Origin of the sequence: Pseudomonas sp. I2 (assembly GCF_040984075.1) — a bacterium.
GTDB lineage: Bacteria > Pseudomonadota > Gammaproteobacteria > Pseudomonadales > Pseudomonadaceae > Aquipseudomonas > Aquipseudomonas guariconensis_B.
The window spans coordinates 199,184-223,380 of the sequence record NZ_JBCGFQ010000002.1; the positions used below are offsets into that span (position 1 = coordinate 199,184).

A 24,197-nucleotide genomic window follows, 5' to 3' on the forward strand; every position below is an offset into this window, starting at 1 on the left:
CAGCCATCGTCACGCACCGGAGAGTCCCCCCATGAATGCCTTGAGACGTATCTGGGAGCATTTCGAGGAAGGCTTCATTGTCTTTCTCCTGGCCGCCATGACCTTGGTGACATTCGTCTATGTCATCCTCAACAACCTCTACACCGTGTTCTACAGCCTTGCCGAGCACTGGAGCGCCGGCGCCGACCTGTTCAATGCCGCAGGCGACCATGTCATGGATGCCGCCCAGGCCATGACATGGAGCAATGCGCTGACCAAGGCACTGTTCGCCTGGCTGATCTTCTTCGGGCTGTCCTATGGCGTGCGCACCGCCGGCCACATCGGTGTCGATGCACTGGTGAAGCTGGCCAGCAAACCCCTCCAGCGCTACCTCGGCCTGCTGGCCTGCACGTGCTGCCTGGCCTATGCCGCCTTGCTGAGCATCGCCAGCCTGGAGTGGATCCAGACCCTGCTCAAGGCCAGCATCGGCGCCGAGGACCTGGGGCATTTCGGTGTCATGCAATGGCACATCGGCCTGATCGTGCCAGTGGGGTTCGCCCTGATGTTCATCCGTTTCGCTGAGATCCTGGTGCGAATCTTCAAGGGTCGCCAGACCGGCCTGGGCCTGGCGGACGAGGCAGCGGAGGCAGTGAAGCTGACCGAGCACGAGGACGACAAGCCATGACCATCCTCTTTCTGTTCGTCGCGCTGTTCGCCCTCATGTTCATTGGCGTACCCATCGCCATCTCGCTTGGCCTGGCGGGCTCGCTGACCATCATGCTGTACAGCCAGGACTCGGTGCGCTCGCTGGCGATCAAGCTGTTCGAGACTTCGGAGCACTATACCCTGCTGGCAATCCCGTTCTTCCTATTGGCGGGTGCCTTCATGACTACCGGTGGCGTGGCCAGGCGCCTGATCGATTTCGCCAACGCGTGCGTGGGCCATGTACGGGGCGGCCTGGCGATCGCCGCGGTGCTGGCCTGCGTGCTGTTCGCCGCGCTCTCCGGCTCGAGCCCCGCCACCGTGGCGGCGGTCGGTTCGATCGCCATCGCGGGTATGGTCCGCTCCGGTTATCCACAAGCCTTCGGCGCAGGCATCATCTGTAACGCCGGTACGCTCGGCATCCTGATCCCGCCCTCGATCGTGATGGTGGTGTACGCCGCCGCCACGGAGACGTCGGTCGGAAAGCTGTTCATGGCAGGGGTGGTGCCTGGCCTGATGCTCGGCCTGATCCTGATGATCGCCATCTACATCATCGCCGTGAAGAAAAACCTCCCCGCCCTGCCGCGCGCTACCCTGCGGGAATGGCTGAGTACGGCGCGCAAGGCGATCTGGGGGTTGCTGCTGATGGTGATCATCCTCGGCGGCATCTATACCGGCATGTTCACCCCTACCGAGGCGGCAGCGGTGGCCGCGGTCTACTCGGCGTTCATCGCCCTGTTCGTCTACCGTGACATGAGCGTGCGAGAAGCCCCGAAGGTGCTGCTCGAGTCCGCCAAGCTGAGCATCATGCTGATGTTCATCATCGCCAACGCCATGCTCTTCGCCCATGTCCTGACCACCGAGCAGCTCCCCCAGCAGATCACCGCCTGGGTTCTCGATGCAGGCCTGACGCCGGTGACCTTCCTGCTGGTGGTGAACCTGGTGCTATTGGTGGCGGGGGCCTTCATGGAACCCTCGGCGATCATCCTGATCCTGGCGCCGATCCTGTTCCCGATCGCCATGCAACTGGGCATCGACCCGATCCACCTGGGCATCATCATGGTGGTCAACCTGGAGATCGGCCTGGTTACCCCACCGGTTGGGCTGAACCTGTTCGTCACCTCAGCGGTGACGGGCATGCCCCTGACGGCGACGGTACGCGCAGCGGCGCCCTGGCTGCTCCTGCTCCTGCTGTTCCTGATCCTGGTCACCTATGTGCCGTGGATCTCGCTGGTGCTGCCCAACGCGCTGGGCATGGGCTGAAGGCTATCGCGTCGGGACGCTATGGCAGGTACAGCCTGAACAACCCACCGCCAAGCGGCCCGCCGTTGGCGATCTCGATCCGCCCCCGCATGCCGTCGCGCTCATGCAGCGCGGCGATGCGTGCGGCGAAGTACAGCCCCAGGCCGGTGCTGCCTGTGCGCGAGTCGATACCCAGGGCATGCTCCTGCTCAGGCTCGAGCATGCGCGCGGGATACCCTGCGCCGTCATCGTTGATGCTGATCACCAGTTGCTCCCCCTCTTCCTCGATGCTGATCAACAGGGCATGGCTGGCGTAGCGGATGGCATTGGTGAGTACGTTGGACACCGCCGAGGCGACCAGCTCACGGTCGAAGAAGCCCAGCGGGTTATCGCTGTCGACACGCCAGGTGGCAAGGATATCGCGGTGCTCGAGCACCTCCTGGTGGACAGCGAGCTGGGCTTCGATGAAGTCGTCCAACTCGTGGTAGTCAGGGCAGATCGGCAACTGGTTGATCCCCAGCTTGTACAGGCCCAGCAGTTGCACCAGCATGCCGTTCAAATGGCGGAACTCGTGCTCCATCACCCCCTGCTCGCTGCCCCCCCGCAGGGCCTCGGGCAAGCGCGCCAGCCACTGGTCGTGGGCCTGGATCAGGGCCGAGAGCGAGTTTTTCATGTCGTGCACGGTGGAGGCGATCACCGTGGAGAAATCCAGCCCCTGGTCGTTGTGGTTCATGCGCCGAAGACCCGGATATGCAGTTTGCGGTAGCGCTCGTAGCGGCTGTCGCTAGCGGGAATCCCAGCGACACTCTGCAGGCAGTCGCGGCACTCCTGCATGATCGCAGGCGATGGGCTCTGGCCAGCAATGCGCAACAGCGCCTGGGTGGTGTTGAGAGCGATGCTGATGTTCTTCGGTTGCAACGACAATGCCCGGCGGAACATCTCCAGGGCCTCGGTGAGCTGACCGGCCTGGTAGCTGCGCACGCCCTGGCGGTTGAGGTCGACCGCCTCGGTGACGGCACCGAGCACCACCGGGTCGCTGGTAAGCTTGGCGACACTCTGCATGACCTTGGGATCGTCGCCATAGGTTTCCACGCAGCCCTTGAGGATCGTGGTGCCCGCCGACGGCTGGCCGAGCGCCTGCAACTGCTTGGCCACGGTGAGCGCCGCCTCGACGGAGAAGAACTGGTCCATCTTCTCCAGCCGCTGCATGGCCTGGTCGGTAAGCTTGGCGGCCGTCTCCGGGTCGCCAGCCTGCTGCAGGCTGGCGGCCTTCATCAAGCGCGCACGGACCTGCAACCCCTGGTCTTCGACATGCTCCTTGGCCACCTCGCTGAGCACCGTGTTGATCTCGACGCGGGTTCGCGCATCCAGGCCATTGCCGATGTTCTTGCTCATCAATGCCTGGACCAGGCCCAGGTTGCTTTCCGGGTTCTTGTAGCGTGAGCTCTGGCCCTGGTTCACCGCGTGGCGATAGGCCTTCGAGGCGCTCTCGAAGTCCTGGTTGTCCAGCGCCAGCTTGCCCAGCGCCGCCTGGCGGCGCACCGCCAGGGGCGAAAGGCGTACCGCCTCTTCGAGCATGTGCTGGGCTCGCCGGGTCTCGCCCTGGGCCACCAGCACTTCGGCCATGCCATCGTACAGCCCCGGCATGATCGGGAATGCCTTGAGCGCCTGTTCGTACACCCCCTGGGCCTGAGCATGCTGGCCACGCTTGTGCAGCAGGCTGCCCAGCGCCGAATACGCCCAGGGCTGGGGCCGGCTGGCGAGAATGGCCTTGAGGAACTTCTCCAGCTCGTCGAAACGATTGAGGTTGCGCAAGGCGTCAGCCCGGTAGCGCAGGCACAACGGGGCGAAGCGCGGGTCCTTCCGGCACAGCTCGGCACAGGCCGCCAGCACCTCGGCCGGACGCTCACGGTCCAGGGCCTGCAGGATGGGCTTGAGCAAGGTCTTGCGTTGCACCAGCTTCTCCAGGCGCTGGGCCAGGCCGACGCGGTTGAACGGCTTGGTCAGGTAGGCATCGGGTTCATGTTCGATGGCGCTGAGGACGATGGACTGGCTGCTCTCGGCAGTGACCATGATGAACACGCACTCATGGCTGACCAGCTTGTCGAGGATCAGGTCCTCGAGCACCTGCTGGCCATTCTTCTTGCCATCGCCCAGGTGAAAGTCCTGGAGGATGAAGTCGTAGCGCTTCTGCGCACACATGCGCAGGGCCTGCTCTCCACTGTCGGCGGTGTCCACATCACGCACGCCCAGCTCACGGAGCATCGAACGGGTCGACGTACGGAAGTCGGTGAAGTCGTCGACGATCAGAAAGCTTTTTTGCCCGTACTGCAGCATCAACACGACCTGTAGTGGAGTGGGTGGAAAATGGCGCGTGGCGATGCGTACCGCCGAACAGCGTATCGGCAGCGGGTCGGGAAAGATGAGCCCGGAATAGACGGCGCCAGCAGCAATGGCTTAATGCCACTATTTTACCGCCCCCACGCTCCGGGAGCTAGGCCAACAGGCCCAGGGACTTGGCCTTGGCCACCGCTTGGGTTCGCCGCTCTACACCGAGCTTGCTGTTGATGTGGCTGGCGTGGGTCTTGACGGTGTGCAAGGAAATGAACAGGCGCTCGCTGATCTGCTGGTTCGAGCATCCTTGGGCAATCAGTTCCAGCACGGCCAGCTCCCGGCCGCTCAGGGCCTCGGCCGCGTCGCTGGCCTGGGGCCGCGGCAGGCGCGCCAGCAGCTCAGCCTGGACCAGGCAGGCCGGGCGCGCGACCAGTTGTTCGCGCAACCAGTGGGGATGGTCTTCGATCAAGCGCTGGAACGGCTGCAACGCGCCGCCCTGGGCCGCCTCCAGTGCCCTGGGCAGCACGCTGGCGGCTTCTTGCTCGCGCCCCTCGCCCAGCGACAGGGCGGTCCACTGGCACAAGGCACTGACCGCCAGCATCATCCCGCCACTGGCCAGGCCACGCTCGACCAGCGCCTGCAGGCGTTCGGCGGCCGCGTCCGGACGCCCCAGGACACGCTCCAGCAGGGCCTGCTGCAACTCGATGTGCAACGGCAGCAGGGGGTGGAACTCCGGTGCGGCCGCAGGCTGCTCGCCGCCGTAGGTCTGGCCCAGGCGCAACAGCCAGGACTCGGCAAGATCCGTACGCCCCTGGGCCAGCCACAGCTCGCATTTCACCAGGGTGATCATGGCCAGGTAGAAGATCGGTGGCACGTCCCAGATATGCATCAACCGCTCGGCCTCGGCCAGCTCGGCGAAGGCCTCGGCGAAACAGCCTTCACGCCCATCGAGCGAGGCGATCACGCAATGGCCGATCAACACGCTGATGTCGCGGCAGGCACGTGCCTCGCTGAGCCCGGCGCGGAGCCGTGTGCGGCCCTGGGCCGGTTGCAGCCGCGCCACCAGCAGGTAGCCCTCGTACAAGGTGAGCCTGGCGCGTACCGCATACAGGCGCTGCGCCGACAACCCCTGCAGGCGTTGCAGCCCTTGGCGCACCTCGTCCAGGGCACGCAATACCTCGCCCCGGGCATGCAGGACCCGCGCCCGGTCATAGTGGGCCAGGGCTTCGAACAGCGGGTTGCCGACCCGCTGGGCGAGCTCCAGGGCCTCGCGGTTCCAGCCTCGCGCCCGCCAGAAGTCGGCATCGGCGATCGCCAGGTTGGACAGCGTCGACAGGCACACCAGGCGTTGGCCATAGCGCTTGTATGGCAGGCTCTGCAGCGCCTCGCCGCAATAGGCCAGGGTCCGCTGGCGATCGCCACGGCCACGGGCGATGACCCCGCTCAGGGCCAGCCACTGGGCGAGCATGGATTTCTGTGCCGTGGCCGACGGGGCTGGCAGGAAGCGGCTGAGGTAGGCCGCCAGCTCCTCGGCCGCGTCCAGTTGGCAGGCCAACCCCAGTGCCCAGCTGTACAGGACGATCAACCGAGGGGTGCTGATCAGCAGGCTGTCGGGCAGGTCCATCTTCCAGCGCAGCAGCATGCCGACATTCTGCTCGGCCAGCAGTTGCTCCTCCGACAGGCTCTGCACCAAGTCGGCAGCCACATCCAGGTGGCCGGCGCGCAATGCCTGTTCCACCGCCTCGTCGAGCAGCCCCTGCGCCTGGAACCAACGGCAGGCGCGTAGGTGCAAGGCCGCCAGGGGTTCGCTGGCCTGCCGGCTGCGCAGCAGGTCGGAGAACAGGTGATGGTAGCGGAACCAGTGGCCATGCTCGTCCAGCGGCACCAGGAACACTTGGTGGGCCTGCAGGTAACGCAGGATGCTGGCGCTGTCCTGGCGCTCGCGCAGGGCGTCGCACAGCTCGGCGCAGAAGCGCTCCTGGCAGGCCGTGTCGTAGAGAAAGGCCTGCACATCCGTGGGCAGGATCTCGATGACTTCCTCGAGCAGGTAGTCACGGATCAGCCCTTCACCGCCGTGCAGGGCCTGGGGCAAGGCATTGTCGTCGCCGGACTCGCTGGCCGCCAGTTGCCAGAAACGCAGCCCGGCGACCCAGCCGTCGCTGCGCTGGATCAGGTTGTCCAGCGCTTGCCCACGCAGGCCGGTGGGCTGGCGGCCGATCACGGCCAGGGCCTCCTCGGGGGTCAGGCGCAGGTCCTGTTCGTTCAGCTCCACCAGTTGACGCGACAGGCGCAACCGCGCCAGGTGCCAGTCCGGCCGCTGGCGGCTGGTGACCAGCAGGACCAGCCCGCCTGGCAGGTGATTGAGGAAGAACTGCAGGCAGCGGTCGAGGACCGGCCCCTGGGCCAGGTGATAGTCATCCAGCACCAGCAAGAGGGGGGTATCGGCTTGCAGGTAGAGGGCGAGCTCGTCGAGCAGGCCATCGAGCCACTCCTCGAAGGCGAACGGCTGGTGGCGTTGGCGCATCTTCAGCAAGCCCATGGCCTGGCCACCCAGGGCCGGACAGAACTGCTGCAGGCCTTCGAGCAGGCGCTCGAGGAAACGGCCGGGGTCGGCATCGCGTTGGCTCAGGCCGAGCCAGAGGCTGCGCCAGTGGCCAGGCAACGCCTGGCAGAACTCGATGGCCAGCGAACTCTTACCGAAACCCGCCGGGGCGTTGACCAGCAGCAGACGGCCACTCAGGCCGGACTGGAGGCGTTGGCACAACCGCGCCCTGGGCACATGGCCATCAGGCAGGGGCGGCCGGAAGAAACGCCCGTCCAGCAGGCCCATGGCCTGACTGGCGAATCCATGCGTACGGGACAGATCTGTCATGGCCGGCTCGTTCTGATTGGAAGAATTTCGGCGGTATGGATGGTTGCGAGACTAGCGGGTAACGCAGCGCATTTGAAGATGATGGGGTGGGTTTGCGCTGAAAAAGACTACGACAAAAAGAAACAGTGCTTACAGTTCTTTAGGATAGGAGCTGCTTCCCATAGCCGACCAAGGCACATGACGAAAACGCCCCGGCAAGCCGTAATGCTGTTCACTTAAGTCTGATGTGACATCGATAGGGGCTGCCTTGCAGCCCTTCGCGGGCGAGCCCGCTCCCACAGGAGCGTGCATTCCTTGAGGTTTGCAGCGTACTTGTGGGAGCGGGCTTGCCCGCGAAGGGCCGCAAGGCGGCCCCAATGGCTTAAGTGAACAGCATTACCGGCAAGCCGGGGCGTTTTCGGGAGATCACACAAGGTTCATCACACCCGCCTCAACGCACCCCCTCCTGGCGCAGCGCAGCTGGCTGGAAGTCGCTCTTGCTGGCACTGAAGCCGAAGTCGTAGGCACGCTTCTCTTCGTTCTTCATGCCCAGCGCCAGGTAGCGCCCCGATTGCAGGTCGTAGATGGCTTCCAGGGTGTACCACGGCACCTGCACGTTGTAGTAGTCCTGCGCATGGGCCTCGGACACGCGCCACAGCTGCCCGCGCCCGTCGTACTGGTCGATCACCGCGGCCTGCCAGGTGTCCTCGTCGATGTAGAAGTCACGCTTGGCATAGATGTGCCGCTGCCCCGGCTTGAGGGTGGCGACCACATGCCACACACGGCGCAGCTCGTAGCGAGACAGGTCCTGGTTGATGTGGCCCGGTTTGAGGATGTCGGCATACTTGAGCTTCGGATCGTCGAGCTTGTAGCTGTTGGAGGCGATGTACATCTCCTTCTTGCCTTCCAGCTTCCAGTCGTAGCGGTCCGGTGCGCCGTTGTACATGTCCAGGTTGTCGGACGTCCGCAGGCCGTCGGCGGCAGTACCTGGCCCGTCGTAGGACACCTGCGGCGCCTGGCGCACGCGGCGCTGGCCGGCGTTGTAGATCCACGCCTTGCGAGGCTCCTTGACCTGGTCCAGGGTCTCGTGGACGAGCAGCACGGTCCCGGCCAGGCGCGCCGGCGCCGTCACCTTCTGCTTGAAGTAGAACAGCACGTTGCCTGGGTTGTTCGGGTCGTAGTCCTTCATCCGGTCACGGAAGACGAACTGGTCCTGGAAGTACACCAGGCTGTAGGAGCCATTCTGCTGCGGCGTGGCCTGGGTCACCAGGCGGGTCACGCTGCCGCCCCGGTAGCGGGTGATGTGGTTCCAGATCACCTCGATGCCGCTCTTGGGAATCGGGAACGGGATGGCGGTACGGAAGTTGTTCAGGCCGTTGCCGCCCTCGACCAGGGTGGTCTTGGTGGCGTTCTCCTTGATGGCGGCGAAGACTTCATCGGGCACCGTCGAGCCGCGATGGGTCTTGTACACTGGGATCTTGTAGGTCTGCGGATAGCGCTTGAACATCGCCACCTGGCCTGGGGACAGCTTGTCCTTGTACTGGTCGACGTTCTGCGCGGTGATGGTGAACAGCGGCTTGTCGCTGGCGTATGGGTCAGACAGGAACCCCTTGGCATCGGCGCTGCCCGCGGTCTTGGACAACGGCTCCCACGGGCCGATGGAACCATCGGCATTGCCCGCCTTCTCCGCCCCCATCGGGGTCAGGGTGGTGCCCAACTTGGCCGCCTCGTCGGCGGAAACCGCAGCCATGACGCTGGTCGCCAGCAGGGACAGGCCCAGCACACCGGCTTGCAGCAGACTTCTGGTCTTGTTCATTCTGTGTCGTCCTGGATCAGTGTTCTTAGAAGTTCACGCCGAAGCTGAGGGCGATGAAATCGCGATCATCCACGGTGGTGTACTTGCCATCGAAGAAGTTGGTGTATGACAGGCTGGCCGTGTAGGTCTGCTGGTACTCGGCATCCAGGCCCAGGCTGATCGCCTTGCGCCCTTCCTCGAAGTTGCCGCCCGGGCCCGGCGAGTAGCCATCGACGTCATGGGACCAGGCCACGCTCGGGCGCAGGTTCACGCCGGCGAAGACGTTGTTGTAGTCCCAGATGGCCCGAACGCGGTAACCCCAGGAATCGCTGGTGGTGTAGCCGTCGTTCTCGCAGTAGCGCGACACGTTGTTCTGCGGCCCGGTGCCCACGGTGCTGGCGTTCAACGACTGGCAACGGCCATTGGGCAGCGGCCCCGGGCCGTAGACCGGATCACGCCCGTAGCGAGCCTTGGACGTGCTTTCCAGGCCACCGACGTGGGTCCAGCCGATTTCACCCACCATGGTCAGGCGCTCGGCGCCCATCACCTGGTCGAAGAAGTGCGTGAAGGTGGTTTGCAGCTGGGTGATTTCCTTACGGCGATAGCCCGGCTGGTCCGTGCCCGGCCTACCCTGCAACACCGAAGCGTCAGGGTCGAGCGGCGTCAGGCCCGAATAGAGGATATCGGTCGTGTTCAACTGCACCGGTGCGTTCGGGCGATAGCTGATTTCACCGCTCCACGCCGTGCCGCTGGGCAGCGTGGTGGAGAAGCTCAGACCGTAGAGGCGGATATCTTCCGGGTATTCCACGTAGTAGCTGGAATTGCCCGCGACCACCAGCGGCATCAACGAAGGCAGTAGCGCACCCAGCGCACCAGCAGGCACGCCCGCACCGATCAAGGCGGCGCCCAGCCTGTTCGGGTCGTAGTACTGGGCATCGGCGCCGCGGCCACTGAAGATCGGCGCACGGCTGTGGTAGTTCATGAAGTAACCGCCGAACTCGGTGTTCAACGGCTCGTACATGTAGCGCAGGGCCACGCCGAACTGACCGCTGTCCCGTGCATCGCGGTCGGGCCCACGACGCACGATCACCCCTTCGTCGGGCGAGCCCCAGTTCACGCCCTGCCCCGCCAGCGTGGCCCCCACCGGAGCGGCCAGCGGGCCGAGCCTGCCGGCCAGCGTGGACTGGGTGGCCAGTACCGCCAGGTTGTTGTCGCAACCATCGGCGATCACATCCGGCTGGGAGAAGAAGGTGCCGCAGTTATCGACGACGGTCTGGTCCCATTCCAGTTGGTAGAAGCCCTCGAACGACAGGTTGTCGGAGACGCTCTGGGACAGGTAGAACATGTTGACCGGGATCAGGCCTTCCTTGATCTCGGCACCGGGCCGGCGGAACGCCGAGACGTCGATCGGGTTGACGGCGTTGATGCCGCTGCCGATGAAGGTACTCTCCCCCCAGCTGACCACCTGCTTGCCCAGGCGCACCGTGCCCGGCAGGTCGCCGAGGCTGTAGTTGTGGTAGATGAAGGCATCGAGCAGCTCGGCACCGGAAGACTTGGCGCCTTCCTTGCGGTTGGAGTCGCTGATGTCCTTGAACGGGCGATTTTCGTCCTTGAGCTCGAAGTCGTACCAGTACTTGCCGCGGACGAACACCCCGGTGTCGCCGTACTTGAGTTCGAGGTCGTGGATACCCTTGAAGATCTTCGAGAAGGTTTCACCGCGCTTGAAGTTCAGGTGGCCGTCGTCGGAAGTCTGCGAAAGGCCCCGGCCACCGTTGTTGACCCCGATGAGGTTCTTGTTCGGCTTGGCTGTCGACCAACTGGCCCCGACGGAGAGCGACGAATCGAACTGGCCTTCGATTTCCCCGATGTTGAAGCTGACACCGAATGCGGGACTTGCGAGCGTGGAAGCGAGGCTGACGGCCAAGGGCAGCTTCGCCCGGCGCCAGAACTGGTTTGCAGATGTCATCGACGCTACTCCATGTACTTTTTTGTTATGGCAGTGAGTCCTTTTCAGAAACGGCCCCGAGACCGGTGCAGCAGGCTTGCGCCCGCGGCGAAGCGGCTTGTGCGCCTCGCCCTCCCCATTCCTGAAAATCCCCTGACCCCGACTATAGCCAGCAGGCACAGGCGCTTGATCCCTCTAAAGTGTGATTTGCGCACCCTGCCAGCGCCCACCCCGCAGGCGCCTGCCTGCCGACAGGAAAGAAGCATGGCGCATATTTGCCGTTTGACAAGGCCGCAGCCGCTCTGGAATGCGGGACGCGCCTGGACGGTCGCGCCCCGCGCAGGTGTTACAGGGTCGACAGGAAGGCGCTGTTACTGGCCTGCCACTGGCTGATATCCACGCGGATACGCTTCTTGTCGAGCTTGCCGACACTGGTCTTGGGAATTTCAGTAACAACGGCGATCTGGCTGGGAATCGCCCACTTGTTGATGTGACCTTGCTCGACGAAAGGCTTGAGGTGATCCTTGAGGCTGCGCGCGTCGATGCTCTGCCCCTCGCGCACCACCAGCAAGGCGAATGGCCGCTCGCCCCATTGCGGGTCGGCGACCCCGACCACCGCCACTTCACGCACGGCCGGATGACGGCTGATCAGGTCTTCCAGGTCGAGGGACGAGATCCACTCGCCACCGGTCTTGATCACATCCTTGATGCGATCGCGGATATCGATGTAGCCCATGCCGTCGAGGGTGGCGACGTCACCGGTATGCAGCCAGCCACCCTGCCACAGCTCCTCGCTTTTCTGCGGCTCCTTGAAGTAGCCCATCGACAGCCAGGGCGCACGCAGTACCAGTTCGCCCTGGGTCTCGCCATCGGCGGGGAGGAAGTTGCCCTGTTCGTCGACGATCGCCGCTTCCACCAGCGGCACCGGCACACCGGCCTTGATCCGGTAGGAGATGCGCTCGTCCTCGCTACCGGCCTGCAGTTCGTCGTTCAGGTGCGCGCAGGAAATCAGCGGGCAGGTCTCGGACATGCCGTACGCCGCAGTCAGTTGGATGCCACGGGCCAGGGCCGCTTCGTACAACGCACGGTTGAGCGCACTGCCGCCGATGATGATCTTCCAGCCGGCGAAGTCCTGGCCCTGGGCCGATGGGCAGTTGAGCAGCATCTGCAGGATGGTCGGCACGCAGTGGGAGAAGGTCACCTTCTCCTCGCGCCACAGCTTGACCAGCATGTCCGGCTCGTAGCGCCCCGGGTAGACCTGCTTCATGCCGAGCATGGTCGCAGCATAGGGAATGCCCCAGGCATGCACATGGAACATCGGCGTGATGGGCATGTACACATCGTTGCTGCCAAGCAGGCGCACGCTGTCGATGCTGCCGGTCACCGAGGCCTCGGCCAGGGTGTGCAGCACCAGTTGGCGATGGGTGAAGAACACGCCCTTGGGGTTGCCGGTGGTGCCCGTGGTGTAGAAGGTGGTGGCCACCGAGTTCTCGTCGAAGTCGGGGAAGTCATGGTGTGGGCTGGCGGCGGCGAGCAGTTGCTCGTATTCGCCGACCAGGTCGGGCAGGTCGGCGGTCTTGTCCTGGCCATCGGTCAGCAGCAGGGTCTTTTCCACCGTGGTCAACTGCCCGGCGATGGCCTGGTAGAGGCCGACGAAATCGCTGTTGACCAGCACGAGACGGTCTTCAGCGTGGTTCATGGTGTAGAGGATCTGCTCCGGCGACAGGCGCACATTGATGGTGTGCACCACCGCACCGATCATCGGGATGGCGAACATGCACTCCAGGTAGCGGTGGCTGTCCCAGTCCATCACAGCCACCGTGTCACCGGCCTTGACCCCGGCCTCGGTCAGCACGTTGGCCAGGCGGGCGACCCGCTCGACCAGTTGTGGGTAGGTCAGGCGCAACTGGTCGCGGTAGACGATCTCGCGAGTCTTCTCGTAGCGGCTGCCAGACATCAGCAGGCGCTTGATCAGCAACGGGAAGGTGTAGGCGCCCTCGGCGGGCTCGATGATACGCGTCTGCAACATGGGGATCCCTTTTCTGCAATGCGGGCCGGACAAGTCAGGGGGTTACTCTAGATCGGTGACGCGCCGGTCAAATCAGCCGAAGGAATGATTTGCGCCGCCCAAGGTATGAGTGGCCGACTTGACACTTCGAGAGCCCGGCTTCAGGTTGGGGCATCAGCATCGCCCCATGACCCCAGCCCTCGGAGCCCCCGGATGCCCAGCCCGCGCCACGCCGTCTTTCTCGACCATCAATCCCTGGACCTCGGCGACCTCGACCTCTCGCCCCTGGCACAACAGTTCGACAGCCTGCAATTGCACGCCGCGACCACATCGGAGCAGGTCGCCGAACGCCTGCAAGGCGCCACGGCGGTGATCAGCAACAAGGTGATGCTCGACGCCGCTGCCCTGGCGGCCAACCCGCAGCTGAAACTGATCCTGATCGCGGCCACCGGCACCAACAATGTCGACCTGCAGGCCGCACGCGCCCAAGGCATCACGGTGTGCAACTGCCAGGGCTACGGCACGCCATCGGTGGCACAGCACACCCTGGCCCTGCTGCTGGCCCTGGCGACCCGCCTGTGCGACTACAACCAGGCCGTGGCCGAGGGACGCTGGGCGACGGCCAGCCAGTTCTGCCTGCTGGACTTCCCCATCGTCGAGCTGCAAGGCAAGACCCTTGGCCTGCTCGGGCACGGCGAACTGGGCGGTGCCGTGGCGCGGCTGGCCGAGGCCTTCGGCATGCGCGTGCTCAGCGGGCAGATCCCCGGGCGCCCGGCCCGTGCAGAGCGCCTGCCCCTGGACGAGCTGCTTCCCCAGGTCGACGCCCTGACCCTGCACTGTCCACTCAACGAACACACCCGGCATATGATCGGCGTCCGCGAACTGGCCCTGCTCAAGCCCGGCGCCCTGGTGGTCAACACCGCCCGTGGCGGCCTGATCGACGAGCAGGCGCTGGCCGATGCCCTGCGCAGCGGTCACCTGGGCGGCGCTGCCACCGATGTGCTGAGCGTCGAGCCGCCAACCAATGGCAACCCGTTGCTCGAACCGGACGTACCACGCCTGATCGTGACCCCGCACAGCGCCTGGGGCGCGGTGGAGTCACGCCAGCGCATCGTCGGCCAGCTGAGCGAGAACGCCCAGGCCTTCTTCGCCGGCCAACCACGGCGAGTGGTCGGCTGACGCCCAGGAGGCTCTGGTACACTGCGCCATTTTTTCAGGAGACGTCGTCCATGGACCCGCGCAGTGAAGTGTTGCTTCGCCAGGCCGAACTGTTCCAGGGCCCGCTGCTGCTCGCCGGGCTGCCCGCCGACGACCTGCTCGGCCAGTTGCCGCAGGCCAACGGCTGGGCCTGGCATGCCGGAGACCAGGCCTTGCTCGATGGCCGTTTCGCCGGCCGCAGCCATTATGGGGTGACGGTGCCGGACGTGCCCTTCGAGGCCGCCGTGCTGTTCCTGCCCAAGTCCCGCGAACTGACGGCCTACCTGCTCAACGCCCTGGCGGCTCGCCTGGCGGGGCGCGAGCTGTACCTGGTCGGCGAGAAACGCGGCGGCATCGAAGGCGCGGCCAAGCAATTGCGAGCCTTCGGCAAGCCCCGCAAGCTCGACAGCGCCCGGCACTGCCAGCTCTGGCAGGTGACCGTGGAAGAGGCGCCACAGGCCCTGCCGCTGGAGAGCCTGGCCGAACGTTTCGAACTGGCCCTGGAGGACGGCCCGTTGCAGGTGGTCAGCCTGCCCGGCGTGTTCAGCCATGGCCGGCTGGATCGTGGCACTGCCCTGCTGCTCCAGCACCTGGACGCGCTGCCGGTCGGCCATGTGCTGGACTTCGGCTGCGGCGCCGGCGTGCTGGGCGCCACGGTCAAACGCCGCTACCCGCAGAGCCACGTGACCCTGCTCGACGTGGATGCCTTCGCCGTGGCCAGCAGCCGCCTGACCTTGGCGGCCAACGGTCTGGAGGGCGAAGTGATCAGTGGTGACGGCATCGATGCCGCGCCCAAGGGGCTGGCCCTGATCCTGAGCAATCCGCCCTTCCATACCGGTGTCCATACCGATTACCAGGCATCGGAAGATCTCCTGAGAAAATCCAGCGAACACCTGGAAAAAGGCGGCGAAATGCGCCTGGTAGCCAACAGCTTCCTGCGCTACCAGCCGCTCATCGAAGGGGCCCTGGGCAATTGCCGGGTACGCGCCGAGGCAGACGGTTTTCGCATCTACCAGGCAACACGTGGATAAAAACAAGGCTTGCCGAAAAGGATTCTCCTAGGCAGAATCCGCACCGTCCTAGGGGAGTAGTCTCCCGCGAGCCCCCGCTCGCCCGGCACGCGTCAACACACTTGGCCCACAGGCCATGGCGCGTGCGACCCGATCGCCGCACAGACGGCTCAAGGGGTTTGACAAGACCTATGACACGCACACCTTACCCGGGGCGGGGAGGCTGTACGTGTCATAGCCGTGTCGGCCCGCCCCCGTAGGAACCCTGATGTTGGAATCCCTGCTCGTCCCCACCGCGATCGTCGCCCTCGCCGAGATCGGTGACAAGACGCAGTTGCTCGCGCTCATTCTCGCCGCCCGCTTTCGCAAGCCTTGGCCGATCATTGCCGGCATCGTCGCCGCCACCCTGGCCAACCATGCCGCCGCAGGTGCCGTGGGCGCCTGGGTCAGCGGCTTCTTCAGCGAGACCGTGCTGCACTGGATACTCGCCGCCAGTTTTGCCGCCACCGCGCTGTGGACCCTGGTTCCAGACAAGATGGACGATGACGAGAATAGCGCCGCGCGTCGCTTCGGGCCGTTCGTCACCACGCTGATCGCCTTCTTCCTGGCCGAGATCGGCGACAAGACCCAGGTCGCCACGGTCATGCTGGCGGCCCAGTACCCTCATCTGATCATGGTCATCATCGGCACCACCGTGGGCATGCTGATCGCCAACGTGCCGGTGGTGCTGGCGGGCAACTTCGCCGCCGAGAAACTGCCACTGACCCTGATCCGCCGCCTGGCCGCCACAGCGTTCTTCGTCCTCGCCGCAGTGGCGGTATATTCGGCGATGCGGGCCAGTGGCTGGATTGGCTGACCGCTTGCAGCTTATTTCCGGGCGGCCTGGTACAGCGGCATCACCTTGGGAATGGCCGCCTGCAGTGCGGCAATGCGGCTGCTGGACGCCGGGTGGGTGCTCATGAACTCGGGCGGCGCGCCCTCCGAAGCCTTGCTCATCTTGTCCCACAGGGTGATCGCGGCATTCGGGTCATAGCCGGCGCGGGCCGCCAGCTCCAGGCCGATCAGGTCGGCTTCGTTCTCGTTCGCGCGGCTGTTGGGCAAGGTCATGGCGTAGTTCACCACGGTGTCGGCCAGGGCCATGCTGTCCTGGCCCAGGCCGAACAATGCACCGGCACCCTGGCGGGCCATTTCCACGCCATAGGCCTTGGACATCGCCTCACGGCCATGCTCGCGCAGGGCGTGGGCGATCTCGTGGCCCATGACCGCAGCGATCTCGGCATCGGTGAGCTGGAGCTTATCGATCAGGCCGGTATAGAAGATGATTTTGCCACCGGGGCCACAGTTGGCATTGAGCTCGTCGCTCTGGATCAGGTTGACCTCCCACTTCCACTGCGCGGCATCCGGGCGGAATTTCGGTGCCTGGGCGATCAGGCGGTCGGCGATGGCCTGGACGCGCTTGGCCTTGGCACTGGTCTTGTCCAGCACGCCCTTGCTCGACGCCTCGCTGAGGGTCTGCTGGTACGACTGGGCATACATCTGGTTGACCTCATCGGTCGAGAGCATGCTGAACATGTACTGCTTGCGCTCGACACCCACCGCACCACCGCTGGTGGTGTTCACCGCCTGGCAGCCCGCCAGCAGGATGCTGGCGCCCAGCATGCTGACAACAAACGATCTACGCATGGAAACACTCCCTCTGTACATGCGGCGTATCCTAGGCCGAGACGCCAGCCCCCGCCAGAGCCGCAGGGAAGATTTCTCGCCAGCCCCATGCGTTCTCACGACGGCATCAGGCCGGGGTCAGGCACTCCGGCGCATCGAGCTTCGGATCATTGACGAAAGGCGCCAGCGCCCGCTCGCGCAGGGCGGCCGGCGGGCTGGCCAGCAGCTCGTGCAGGCGCGGCAATGGCGTGTCGGGGTCGAGCCAGGCCGCCTGCCCCGCTTCATCCAGGATCAACGGCCGACGCTGGTTCATCGCCGCCTGGGTCACCACCGCGCAGCTCAGCCACACCTGCTCCTGCACCGGGTAGGCCTCCCACAGCGCAGCGAAGAACAGTGACGAACCCTCCCCCGGCGTCAACCAGTACGGCCGTTTGCGCACGTTGCCACGCCATTCGTAGAAACCATTGGCCGGCATCAGGCAGCGGCGCCGGCGAAACGCCTCACGGAACATCGGCTGCTCGACGAGGGTCTCGGCGCGGGCCTGGGCAGGCGTGCGGGAAAGGTCGGTGAGCCAGGCCGGGGTCAGCCCCCAGCGCGCCCGCGCCAGTTGCAACTGGCCGTCGACCAGGCGCTGGATCAGCACCGAGCCGCCCGGGGCGATGTTCCATTGCGCCCGCTGGTCGGTGGGATACCCCGGCAAGGCGGCAAAGGCCGCAGACCAGCGAAACAAGGCGTAGCGTCCACACATGGCGATAAAAACCTAGCAAATCAGGATTCCGGGGAAACTCTCCGGTTCGTCGCCGGCAAGTGGCTGGGCGGCATTGTACGCATCGATCAGCTGCCGTGCGTAGCCGGCCTGCTCGTCCGCCACCGCCAGGCCCAGCAACCCGTGCATCGGCAACTCGCCGGCAGCACCGACCAGGTCGCGGCCCACCAGGTGCGCATCGACCCCCTCGCTGACGAGCATGCCCAGCAGCAGTTCGGCCTCCATCAGGCTTTCCGGTTCGTAGATCCGTCGCATCAGGCATCGTCCTCGCGTCTGACCTCGAGCATCCATTCGTCACCATGCACCTGCAGAATGAACACGATGGGCTGGCAACAGACCTGGCAGTCCTCGGTATAGACCTGGTCCCCGCCGGAAAGGTCGACGGTGGTCTCCACCGATTCGCCGCAATACGGGCAACGATAGAAGTCGGTTTCCAGCATCGCGGCCTCCGCGGTGACTTGTGCGTATAATTGCCGGTCTGTTTACAGGGCCTGTGTGTGTCCGAGCCGTTTTTTCGGACCCGTCCCTACCTTACTACCCTAGCCGTTTCCAACAAGAGAGCATGATGGGCGAATTCGATGCCATCCGACCGTACGACGACGCTGAGGTCCCTGCCGTTCTGGCACGCCTGCTCAGCGACCCGGCATTCCTCGATATCCTCACCCACTTCCGCTTCCCGCGCATGGCGGGCGCCTTCGGCTGGCTGCTCAAACCGCTGATCGCCCGCCGCCTGCGCAAGGAATTCGCGGGCGTCGAATGCGTTTCGACCCTGCAGGACAAAGTCGAGTACTACGTCGACCAGACCATCGAACGCGCCACCGACGGCGTCACCTACTCGGGCGTCGAGCAGCTCAAGTCGGGCGAGGCCTACCTGTTCCTGGCCAACCATCGCGACATCGTGATGGACCCGGCCTTCGTCAACTACGCGGTGTATCACGCCGGCCTGCCGACGCCACGCATCGCCATCGGCGACAACCTGCTGCAAAAGCCCTTCGTCAGCGACATGATGCGGCTGAACAAGAGCTTCATCGTCCACCGCTCGCTGAGCGGTCGCCGGGAAAAGCTGGCGGCCTACCAATTGCTGTCGGCCTACATCAATCACTCGATCCGCAACGACTGCGTGTCGATCTGGATCGCCCAGGCCGAAGGCCGGGCCAAGGACGGCGACGACCGTACCGATTCGGCGATCCTCAAGATGTTCCACATGAGCCGCAAGGACGAGCCGTTCGGCGCGGTGATCCAGGGCCTGAACCTGATCCCGGTGTCGATCAGCTACGAATACGACCCGTGCGACCTGGCCAAGGCCCGCGAGCTGTACATCCGCGCCACCACCGGCGGCTACACCAAGGCGCCTGGCGAGGACGACAACAGCATCGCCCTGGGCATCACCGGCTACAAGGGGCGGGTGCACATCAACTTCGCGCCGCCGGTGACCGAGTATTACGAGGACACCAAGCAACTGGCCCAGGAAATCGACCGGCAGATCCTCGGCGGCTACCGGTTGTTCCCGGTGCACTACCTGGCCTATGGGATGTGGGATGCAGCGGACCCTGCACTGCAGGTGCCGACGGCGCAGAAGCTGTTCCCCGCCGAGGAGCTGGCCCGGGCCAAGGAAGAATGGCAGCGCCGCCTGGATGCCTGCCCGGTGGAGCACCGGCCCTACCTGATCCAGCAGTATGCGACGCCGGTGCGCAACCAGTACCAGGTCAGGTTGCAGAGCCCTGTGGCTTGACACGGTGCTCCCACAGCATGCAAGTGGACCCCACATGATGCGGCTTGCAGGGCCCCTGTGGGAGCCGGCTTGCCGGCGATGGGGCTTGAAACGGCCCCAAATGGCGGGTGAGATTCTTAACCGGCCCCCGCCCCCGCAGGTTTCCCGCTAAATCAAAGGCGTTACGTTTGCCCAGGGAGCGCCTACTCGCGCCCTCAGACCCAGGTGCTGAACCAGGACAACAGCAACGCCATGGCCAGGCAGGAAAAGCCGAGGATGTAGTAGTAGCGTGGCACGCGCTGGTCGAAGGCATCGACCACGCCTTCGTCGGCGGCCAGGCTCTCACGGCTCACGATCTCGCGGCGACGGGCACTGTGCAGCAGCAATCCGCCAGGGCAGGTCATCAACAGCGCCAGCAGGTTGATCAGCTTGGTCGGATGGGCGGCCAGGAACCCCCAGAGCATTTGCAAGGACATCACGCAACCTCGGAATAACGACAGCGAAAGCCGGCATTCTACCCAAGCCCGACTAGCGCGCCCGTTTTTTGCGACCAACTGTCACTAAATTTTGTCTGTAACACGCTCGTCATCCAGGCAAGCCACCCTGTCGGCCTTTTCCCCTCACCGGAGCTTGTCATGCTGCACGCCGAAAACCAGGACCGCCTCTACCTCGTTGCCCAGAGCGAAGAACAGCAGGCACTGATCGACGGCTTCGCCATCAATGTCCAGGATCGCCAGTGGCTGGTCTACTGCGCCCTCGGCGGCCACGCCCACCAGGACCTCCCGGAAATCGACGTGCAGACCGGCATCAGCCTGCTGGATTTCTACACCGAAGCCGCCTGACGCACCCTACATGAAAAAGCCCGCTGTCCAGCCATCCGGACAGCGGGCTTTTTCATAACGAGGGACGAAAGGTTTATTCGCCGAGCACCTGGCCGATGGTCGGGTCCTTGAACAGGCGAGTCAGGGCATCGCTGAGCACGTCGCTCACCAGCTTGGTGTTGGTCTCCTGGTTCGGCGCCATGCCGAAGCGCTGGTCCAGGGTCGCGCCGTAGCGGCCGCTGTAGCGACGGTTGGCGTTGGACACATCGGCGCGGAAGGTGGCGCCGATGGTGGCCTCGGTCACGTACAGGTTGTCCTTGGGCGACTGGTACTTCAGCTCGGCCAGGGTCACGGTCAACTGCGGGGCGTTGTAGGCGTTCGGCGTCGGGGTGAAGCCGAGCAGGCGCACCGCCGCCTCGGCCTGGGCCTGCAGCTTGGGTACGATGTCGTTGCCATTGACGCTGATGGTGCTGGTCTCCGGATACATGCCACCGCGGGTCCCCAGGGCCTGGGAGGCACGCCCGTCGACCACCTTGACCACCACCGGCTGGCCATGGCCGACCGGGTTGAGCTGGGCGGTGAGCTTGGGTTGCGGGCTGAGTTGTTGCGGGCTGTGGGCACAACCGACCAGGCTGAGGCTGGCCACCGCGATCAAACCGAACAACAGACGTTGCAACATGCGCGTTTCTCCAGAAAATGCGGCAAAGGCCCACAGTATACCCAGCGGCGGGCGGCAAGCGATAAGCGGCAAGAAAAAGCAGGCACGCCAAAAGGCGCACCCCGCCGCTGTCACAAGGGTTTCATACCCCAGCCCTATCCTTGCCCCAGACCCGACCTGACAGGACGCCCGCCATGGCCTCGCTCTGGACCCTGCTTTTCCATCGCCCACGCCACAACACCTATGCGCGCCTCGACGCCGAGGGCAAGTGCCTGGCCTTCAAGCAGTGCAGCCAGCCACCGCTCGGCAGCGGCTGGGTGCAGGTCAGCGAAGCCCGGCTGGTCTGGCTGGGCCAGTCGCTGCCGGCCAACGCCCGGGTTTGCGCCCGCGCAAGCCATCGCTGGCAGCGACGCACCCTGCCGGCCTGACAAATGCCGCAATAAAAAGCCACGAAGAACGACCTTTCTGCCCGCGACCTCGTTATAATCTCCCCCCGATTATAAGGACGTCTCCTGATCGGGCCCCGCACCCGCCGCTTGACCCCGGCACCTTTACCGCTTCGCCCACAGAGAGCCTTCCACTCAGGTCTTGCATCGGCTGTCGTGCCTGCTGTTTCCCGGCCTTCCGCTTTGCATGAACCTGTGGGTTGCCATCGCGCAGTCCCTTTTGAGGTTCACGTCTCCAAAAGAGCGTGAAAAAACGGGTTTTTCACAACTTCACAAGAGTGTGGCGAGCAAATGAACAGTCTGGCATGTGCAAAAGCGCAAGATACGTCCCGAACAGCTCCGAACAGACGGCAACAGTGCTCATCCTGGATGGGTATCTGAAACCGGTCCATCACGCACGACGGATACCTTGACCATAAGTCGAATTGCCGCACCGGCAGTTCCGGGCGTTCAATAGGCGAACCCCAAGACCGGTTGGCGGTGTCCGCGGAAGTTGCAAGAACTGCGAAGAGTCGGACATGGCGATCCTGGCGACCCCAGGAATCCTATGCTGTCAATTAGGTGCTGTAGATTGTGGAGACGCGTTAATGGCGCAGAACGAATCGGTTGATGTGGTACTGGTAGGCGCGGGCATCATGAGTGCCACCCTGGCCGTACTGCTCAAGGAACTCGACCCGACGCTCAAGCTGGAGGTCGTCGAGGCGATGGACTCCGGTGCCGCGGAAAGTTCCAACCCCTGGAACAACGCCGGGACCGGCCACGCCGGCCTGTGCGAGCTGAACTATACGCCCCAGGCCGCCGATGGCAGCATCGACATCAAGAAGGCCGTGCACATCAATACCCAGTTCGAGGTGTCCCGCCAGTTCTGGGCCTACCTGAGCAAGAAAGGCAGCTTCGGCTCGCCGCGCGGCTTCATCAACCCGGTGCCGCACCTGAGCTATGTCGAGGGTGACAAAGGTGTCGCCTTCCTCAAGAAGCGCTTCGAACTGCTCAAGCAGCACCACGCCTTCGCCGAGATGGAATACACCGAAGACAAGGCCGTGATGAACGAGTGGATGCCGCTGATGATGCCGGGCCGCCCGGCCGACCAGCACATCGCCGCCACCCGCGTGCTCAAGGGCACCGACGTCAACTTCGGCGCCCTGACCAACAAGCTGCTCAAACTGCTGGGCGACAGCCCCGAGACCCAGGTCAAGTACAGCAAGAAGGTCGTCGGCCTGCGCCGTAACGGCAGCGGCTGGACCGTCAGCATCAAGGACGTCAACAGCGGCGGCAGCCGTGAGGTCGACGCCCGCTTCGTGTTCCTCGGCGCCGGTGGCGCGGCCCTGCCGCTGCTGCAGATGTCCGGCATCCCGGAGAGCAAGGGCTTTGGCGGCTTCCCGGTCAGCGGCCAGTGGCTGCGCTGCGACAACCCCGAGATCGTCAAGCTGCACCAGGCCAAGGTCTACAGCCAGGCTGCGGTCGGTGCGCCCCCCATGTCGGTACCACACCTGGACACCCGCGTGGTGGACGGCAAGAAGTCGCTGCTGTTCGGCCCGTATGCCGGCTTCACCACCAAGTTCCTCAAGCACGGCTCGCTGCTCGACCTGCCGCTGTCGGTGCGCATGGGCAACATCGGCCCGATGCTGGCCGTGGCCCGCGACAACATGGACCTGACCAAGTACCTGGTCAGCGAAGTGATGCAGTCGATGGAGCAGCGCCTGGAAGCCCTGCGCCGCTTCTACCCCGAGGCCAAGGCCGAGGACTGGCGCTTGGAAGTGGCCGGCCAGCGCGTGCAGATCATCAAGAAGGATCCGAAGAAAGGCGGCATCCTGCAGTTCGGCACCGAGCTGGTCTCGGCCCAGGACGGCAGCCTGGCCGCCCTGCTCGGTGCCTCGCCGGGCGCCTCGGTGACCGTATCGATCATGCTCGAGCTGATCGAGCGCTGCTTCCCCGAGCAGGCCAAGGGCGCCTGGGCCGCCAAGCTCAAGGAAATCTTCCCGGCCCGCGAGAAGGTGCTCGCCACCGACGCAGCCCTGTACCGCAAGATCAGCGCCTACAACGACGAAGTACTGGAACTGGTCGAGAGCAGCCCGGCCCAGCACTACGCCTGATACCGGCCCATGAAAAAACGCCCCTCGGGGCGTTTTTTCATGCCTGGCGGTCCGGTGTTCAGTCACATCCGGGGCTGCAAAGCCGCCCTGCTGAATGCTGGCTACATCAACCGCGGGCGTTGTCGATGATCGCGATGTACTCGGCAGCGTTACGCTGGTCGGCGATCAGCTCGACGAAGGTCTTGCCGTGCTCGTCCTTGCCGTCCAGGTCCAGGCCGGCCTCGACGAAGAAACCCACGAACCGCTCGAAGTCATCGACACGCAGGCCACGGTAGGCCTTGACCAGCTTGTGCAGCGACGGCGAGGTCACCCCGTCGGCCGGCTCGAACCGCAGGAACGTCTTGACGTACTCGTCGCTGATCTCGTCACCAATCACCTGTTTCTTGTCTTTACGCATCGCCGACTCCCAACTGGACCATCACGGACATTTCGAAGGCCGGCAGTGTACCCCCCACGGCCCACGTGCCTCAACGCGTACGTACGGTACCGGTATGCAGGTCGGCCCAGACATGGCCATTGGGGTAGCTGAGGAACTGCACGTACAACGTCTCGTTGCGCAAAAGGTCCATGATCACCCGGTAATCGGCAAGGGGGTAGTTCAGGGTCAGGGTCCGCTTCTTCGGATCGTAGACCGGCTTCTTCAGGCTCTTGCCGCCTTCGCCGTCGAAGTTGACCAGCACCTGGGCGATGGTCGCGCCCTTGCTCAGCGGCTTGCCTTTGAGGCGTAGCAGCAACGAGGAGGTGATCGGAATCGGTTGCTGGTCGGACTGGCGCTGGATGCCGGCCACCACCGAATAGTCGGTGACCTGCAGCAGCTGCTGGGCTGTCGGCGCTTCCTGGCGCAGGGACAGGTCGTCAGGCGGGAGGAACTGGCTGTGCAACGGTGCAGCGGACAGCGGCAGGCTCACCGCCAGCAAGAGGGGGAAAATCGCACGCATGTGAGGCTCCTTGGCATGAGGAGGCACTCTAGCATGCCC

At 64.6% G+C, this 24,197-nt stretch carries 23 protein-coding genes and 1 riboswitch; of the genes, 9 read left to right on the plus strand and 14 right to left on the minus strand.

From position 1 onward, the window contains the following. Positions 1–31: 31 nt before the first annotated feature. Both WCE05_RS02010 and dctM read left to right on the plus strand, forming a co-directional pair. On the plus strand, positions 32–664 hold the full coding sequence (locus WCE05_RS02010) for a TRAP transporter small permease (protein WP_225788543.1): 633 nt from the start codon (positions 32–34) through the stop codon (positions 662–664). Next, a complete protein-coding gene (dctM, locus tag WCE05_RS02015; RefSeq protein WP_225788542.1) occupies positions 661–1,944 on the plus strand; it encodes a C4-dicarboxylate TRAP transporter large permease protein DctM in 1,284 nt (427 codons plus the stop codon). Before WCE05_RS02010 ends, dctM begins: the two co-directional genes overlap by 4 nt. 19 nt (positions 1,945–1,963) lie before the next feature. Here dctM and WCE05_RS02020 read toward each other — a convergent pair whose 3' ends face one another. The 6 genes from WCE05_RS02020 to WCE05_RS02045 form a co-directional block, all read right to left on the minus strand. Beyond that, a complete protein-coding gene (locus WCE05_RS02020; protein WP_225788541.1) occupies positions 1,964–2,656 on the minus strand; it encodes a sensor histidine kinase KdpD in 693 nt (230 codons plus the stop codon). Further along, positions 2,653–4,260: a tetratricopeptide repeat-containing response regulator gene (locus WCE05_RS02025; protein ID WP_225788540.1), complete on the minus strand. Its 1,608-nt coding sequence runs from the start codon at positions 4,258–4,260 to the stop codon at positions 2,653–2,655. The genes WCE05_RS02020 and WCE05_RS02025 overlap by 4 nt, the downstream gene beginning before the upstream one ends. 157 nt (positions 4,261–4,417) lie before the next feature. Beyond that, positions 4,418–7,129 carry a LuxR C-terminal-related transcriptional regulator gene (locus WCE05_RS02030; protein ID WP_368815366.1) on the minus strand — a complete coding sequence of 904 codons (2,712 nt, stop codon included), beginning with the start codon at positions 7,127–7,129 and terminating at the stop codon, positions 4,418–4,420. A 430-nt stretch (positions 7,130–7,559) separates the two neighbouring features. Next, positions 7,560–8,924 carry a DUF1329 domain-containing protein gene (locus WCE05_RS02035; protein ID WP_225788538.1) on the minus strand — a complete coding sequence of 455 codons (1,365 nt, stop codon included), beginning with the start codon at positions 8,922–8,924 and terminating at the stop codon, positions 7,560–7,562. A gap of 25 nt (positions 8,925–8,949) precedes the next feature. Beyond that, a complete protein-coding gene (locus tag WCE05_RS02040; protein ID WP_225788537.1) occupies positions 8,950–10,869 on the minus strand; it encodes a DUF1302 domain-containing protein in 1,920 nt (639 codons plus the stop codon). 325 nt (positions 10,870–11,194) lie between these two features. Continuing rightward, positions 11,195–12,877, minus strand: coding sequence for a fatty acid--CoA ligase (locus tag WCE05_RS02045; protein WP_253081208.1), 1,683 nt, complete (start codon positions 12,875–12,877; stop codon positions 11,195–11,197). A 192-nt stretch (positions 12,878–13,069) separates the two neighbouring features. On the opposite strand from WCE05_RS02045, the gene WCE05_RS02050 reads away from it, so the two are divergent. From WCE05_RS02050 to WCE05_RS02060, 3 genes are all read left to right on the plus strand, one after another. Next, complete coding sequence (locus WCE05_RS02050) at positions 13,070–14,035, plus strand: 2-hydroxyacid dehydrogenase (RefSeq protein ID WP_368815367.1); 966 nt, start codon at positions 13,070–13,072, stop codon at positions 14,033–14,035. 50 nt (positions 14,036–14,085) lie between these two features. Then, a complete protein-coding gene (locus tag WCE05_RS02055) occupies positions 14,086–15,084 on the plus strand; it encodes a methyltransferase (protein WP_368815368.1) in 999 nt (332 codons plus the stop codon). Between the two features lie 39 nt (positions 15,085–15,123). After that, positions 15,124–15,310: riboswitch (yybP-ykoY riboswitch) on the plus strand. Positions 15,311–15,334: 24 nt separating this feature from the next. Beyond that, positions 15,335–15,919, plus strand: a complete 585-nt coding sequence (locus WCE05_RS02060; RefSeq protein WP_225788661.1) for a TMEM165/GDT1 family protein — start codon at positions 15,335–15,337, stop codon at positions 15,917–15,919. A gap of 11 nt (positions 15,920–15,930) precedes the next feature. Here WCE05_RS02060 and WCE05_RS02065 read toward each other — a convergent pair whose 3' ends face one another. The 4 genes from WCE05_RS02065 to WCE05_RS02080 form a co-directional block, all read right to left on the minus strand. Continuing rightward, complete coding sequence (locus WCE05_RS02065) at positions 15,931–16,746, minus strand: M48 family metallopeptidase (protein ID WP_225788533.1); 816 nt, start codon at positions 16,744–16,746, stop codon at positions 15,931–15,933. 106 nt (positions 16,747–16,852) lie between these two features. After that, positions 16,853–17,473, minus strand: coding sequence for an SOS response-associated peptidase (locus tag WCE05_RS02070; protein ID WP_225788532.1), 621 nt, complete (start codon positions 17,471–17,473; stop codon positions 16,853–16,855). A 12-nt stretch (positions 17,474–17,485) separates the two neighbouring features. Beyond that, the gene (locus WCE05_RS02075; RefSeq protein ID WP_225788531.1) at positions 17,486–17,746 is read right to left on the minus strand and encodes a DUF2007 domain-containing protein; all 261 of its coding nucleotides are present in this window, start codon (positions 17,744–17,746) and stop codon (positions 17,486–17,488) included. Continuing rightward, on the minus strand, positions 17,746–17,931 hold the full coding sequence (locus tag WCE05_RS02080; protein ID WP_225788530.1) for a CPXCG motif-containing cysteine-rich protein: 186 nt from the start codon (positions 17,929–17,931) through the stop codon (positions 17,746–17,748). Before WCE05_RS02080 ends, WCE05_RS02075 begins: the two co-directional genes overlap by 1 nt. A gap of 122 nt (positions 17,932–18,053) precedes the next feature. Here WCE05_RS02080 and WCE05_RS02085 point away from each other — a divergent pair, with 122 nt between their 5' ends. Further along, the gene (locus WCE05_RS02085; protein ID WP_225788529.1) at positions 18,054–19,223 is read left to right on the plus strand and encodes a 1-acyl-sn-glycerol-3-phosphate acyltransferase; all 1,170 of its coding nucleotides are present in this window, start codon (positions 18,054–18,056) and stop codon (positions 19,221–19,223) included. Between the two features lie 194 nt (positions 19,224–19,417). On the opposite strand, the gene WCE05_RS02090 is transcribed toward WCE05_RS02085, so the two are convergent. After that, complete coding sequence (locus tag WCE05_RS02090; RefSeq protein ID WP_225788528.1) at positions 19,418–19,678, minus strand: hypothetical protein; 261 nt, start codon at positions 19,676–19,678, stop codon at positions 19,418–19,420. A gap of 159 nt (positions 19,679–19,837) precedes the next feature. Between WCE05_RS02090 and WCE05_RS02095 the strand changes: the two genes are divergently transcribed. Beyond that, on the plus strand, positions 19,838–20,044 hold the full coding sequence (locus WCE05_RS02095) for a hypothetical protein (protein ID WP_225788527.1): 207 nt from the start codon (positions 19,838–19,840) through the stop codon (positions 20,042–20,044). Between the two features lie 73 nt (positions 20,045–20,117). Here WCE05_RS02095 and WCE05_RS02100 read toward each other — a convergent pair whose 3' ends face one another. Further along, on the minus strand, positions 20,118–20,702 hold the full coding sequence (locus tag WCE05_RS02100; protein WP_225788526.1) for a YajG family lipoprotein: 585 nt from the start codon (positions 20,700–20,702) through the stop codon (positions 20,118–20,120). A 173-nt stretch (positions 20,703–20,875) separates the two neighbouring features. Between WCE05_RS02100 and WCE05_RS02105 the strand changes: the two genes are divergently transcribed. Together WCE05_RS02105 and mqo are read left to right on the plus strand one after the other, a co-directional pair. Then, on the plus strand, positions 20,876–21,109 hold the full coding sequence (locus WCE05_RS02105; RefSeq protein WP_225788525.1) for a hypothetical protein: 234 nt from the start codon (positions 20,876–20,878) through the stop codon (positions 21,107–21,109). 605 nt (positions 21,110–21,714) lie between these two features. After that, positions 21,715–23,220, plus strand: a complete 1,506-nt coding sequence (gene mqo / locus WCE05_RS02110; RefSeq protein WP_225788524.1) for a malate dehydrogenase (quinone) — start codon at positions 21,715–21,717, stop codon at positions 23,218–23,220. Positions 23,221–23,326: 106 nt separating this feature from the next. On the opposite strand, the gene WCE05_RS02115 is transcribed toward mqo, so the two are convergent. Together WCE05_RS02115 and WCE05_RS02120 are read right to left on the minus strand one after the other, a co-directional pair. Continuing rightward, entirely contained in the window at positions 23,327–23,617 is a 291-nt protein-coding gene (locus WCE05_RS02115) for a PA4642 family protein (protein ID WP_225788523.1), read from the minus strand. Between the two features lie 70 nt (positions 23,618–23,687). Next, complete coding sequence (locus WCE05_RS02120; protein ID WP_225788522.1) at positions 23,688–24,158, minus strand: hypothetical protein; 471 nt, start codon at positions 24,156–24,158, stop codon at positions 23,688–23,690. Between the last annotated feature and the right edge of the window lie 39 nt (positions 24,159–24,197).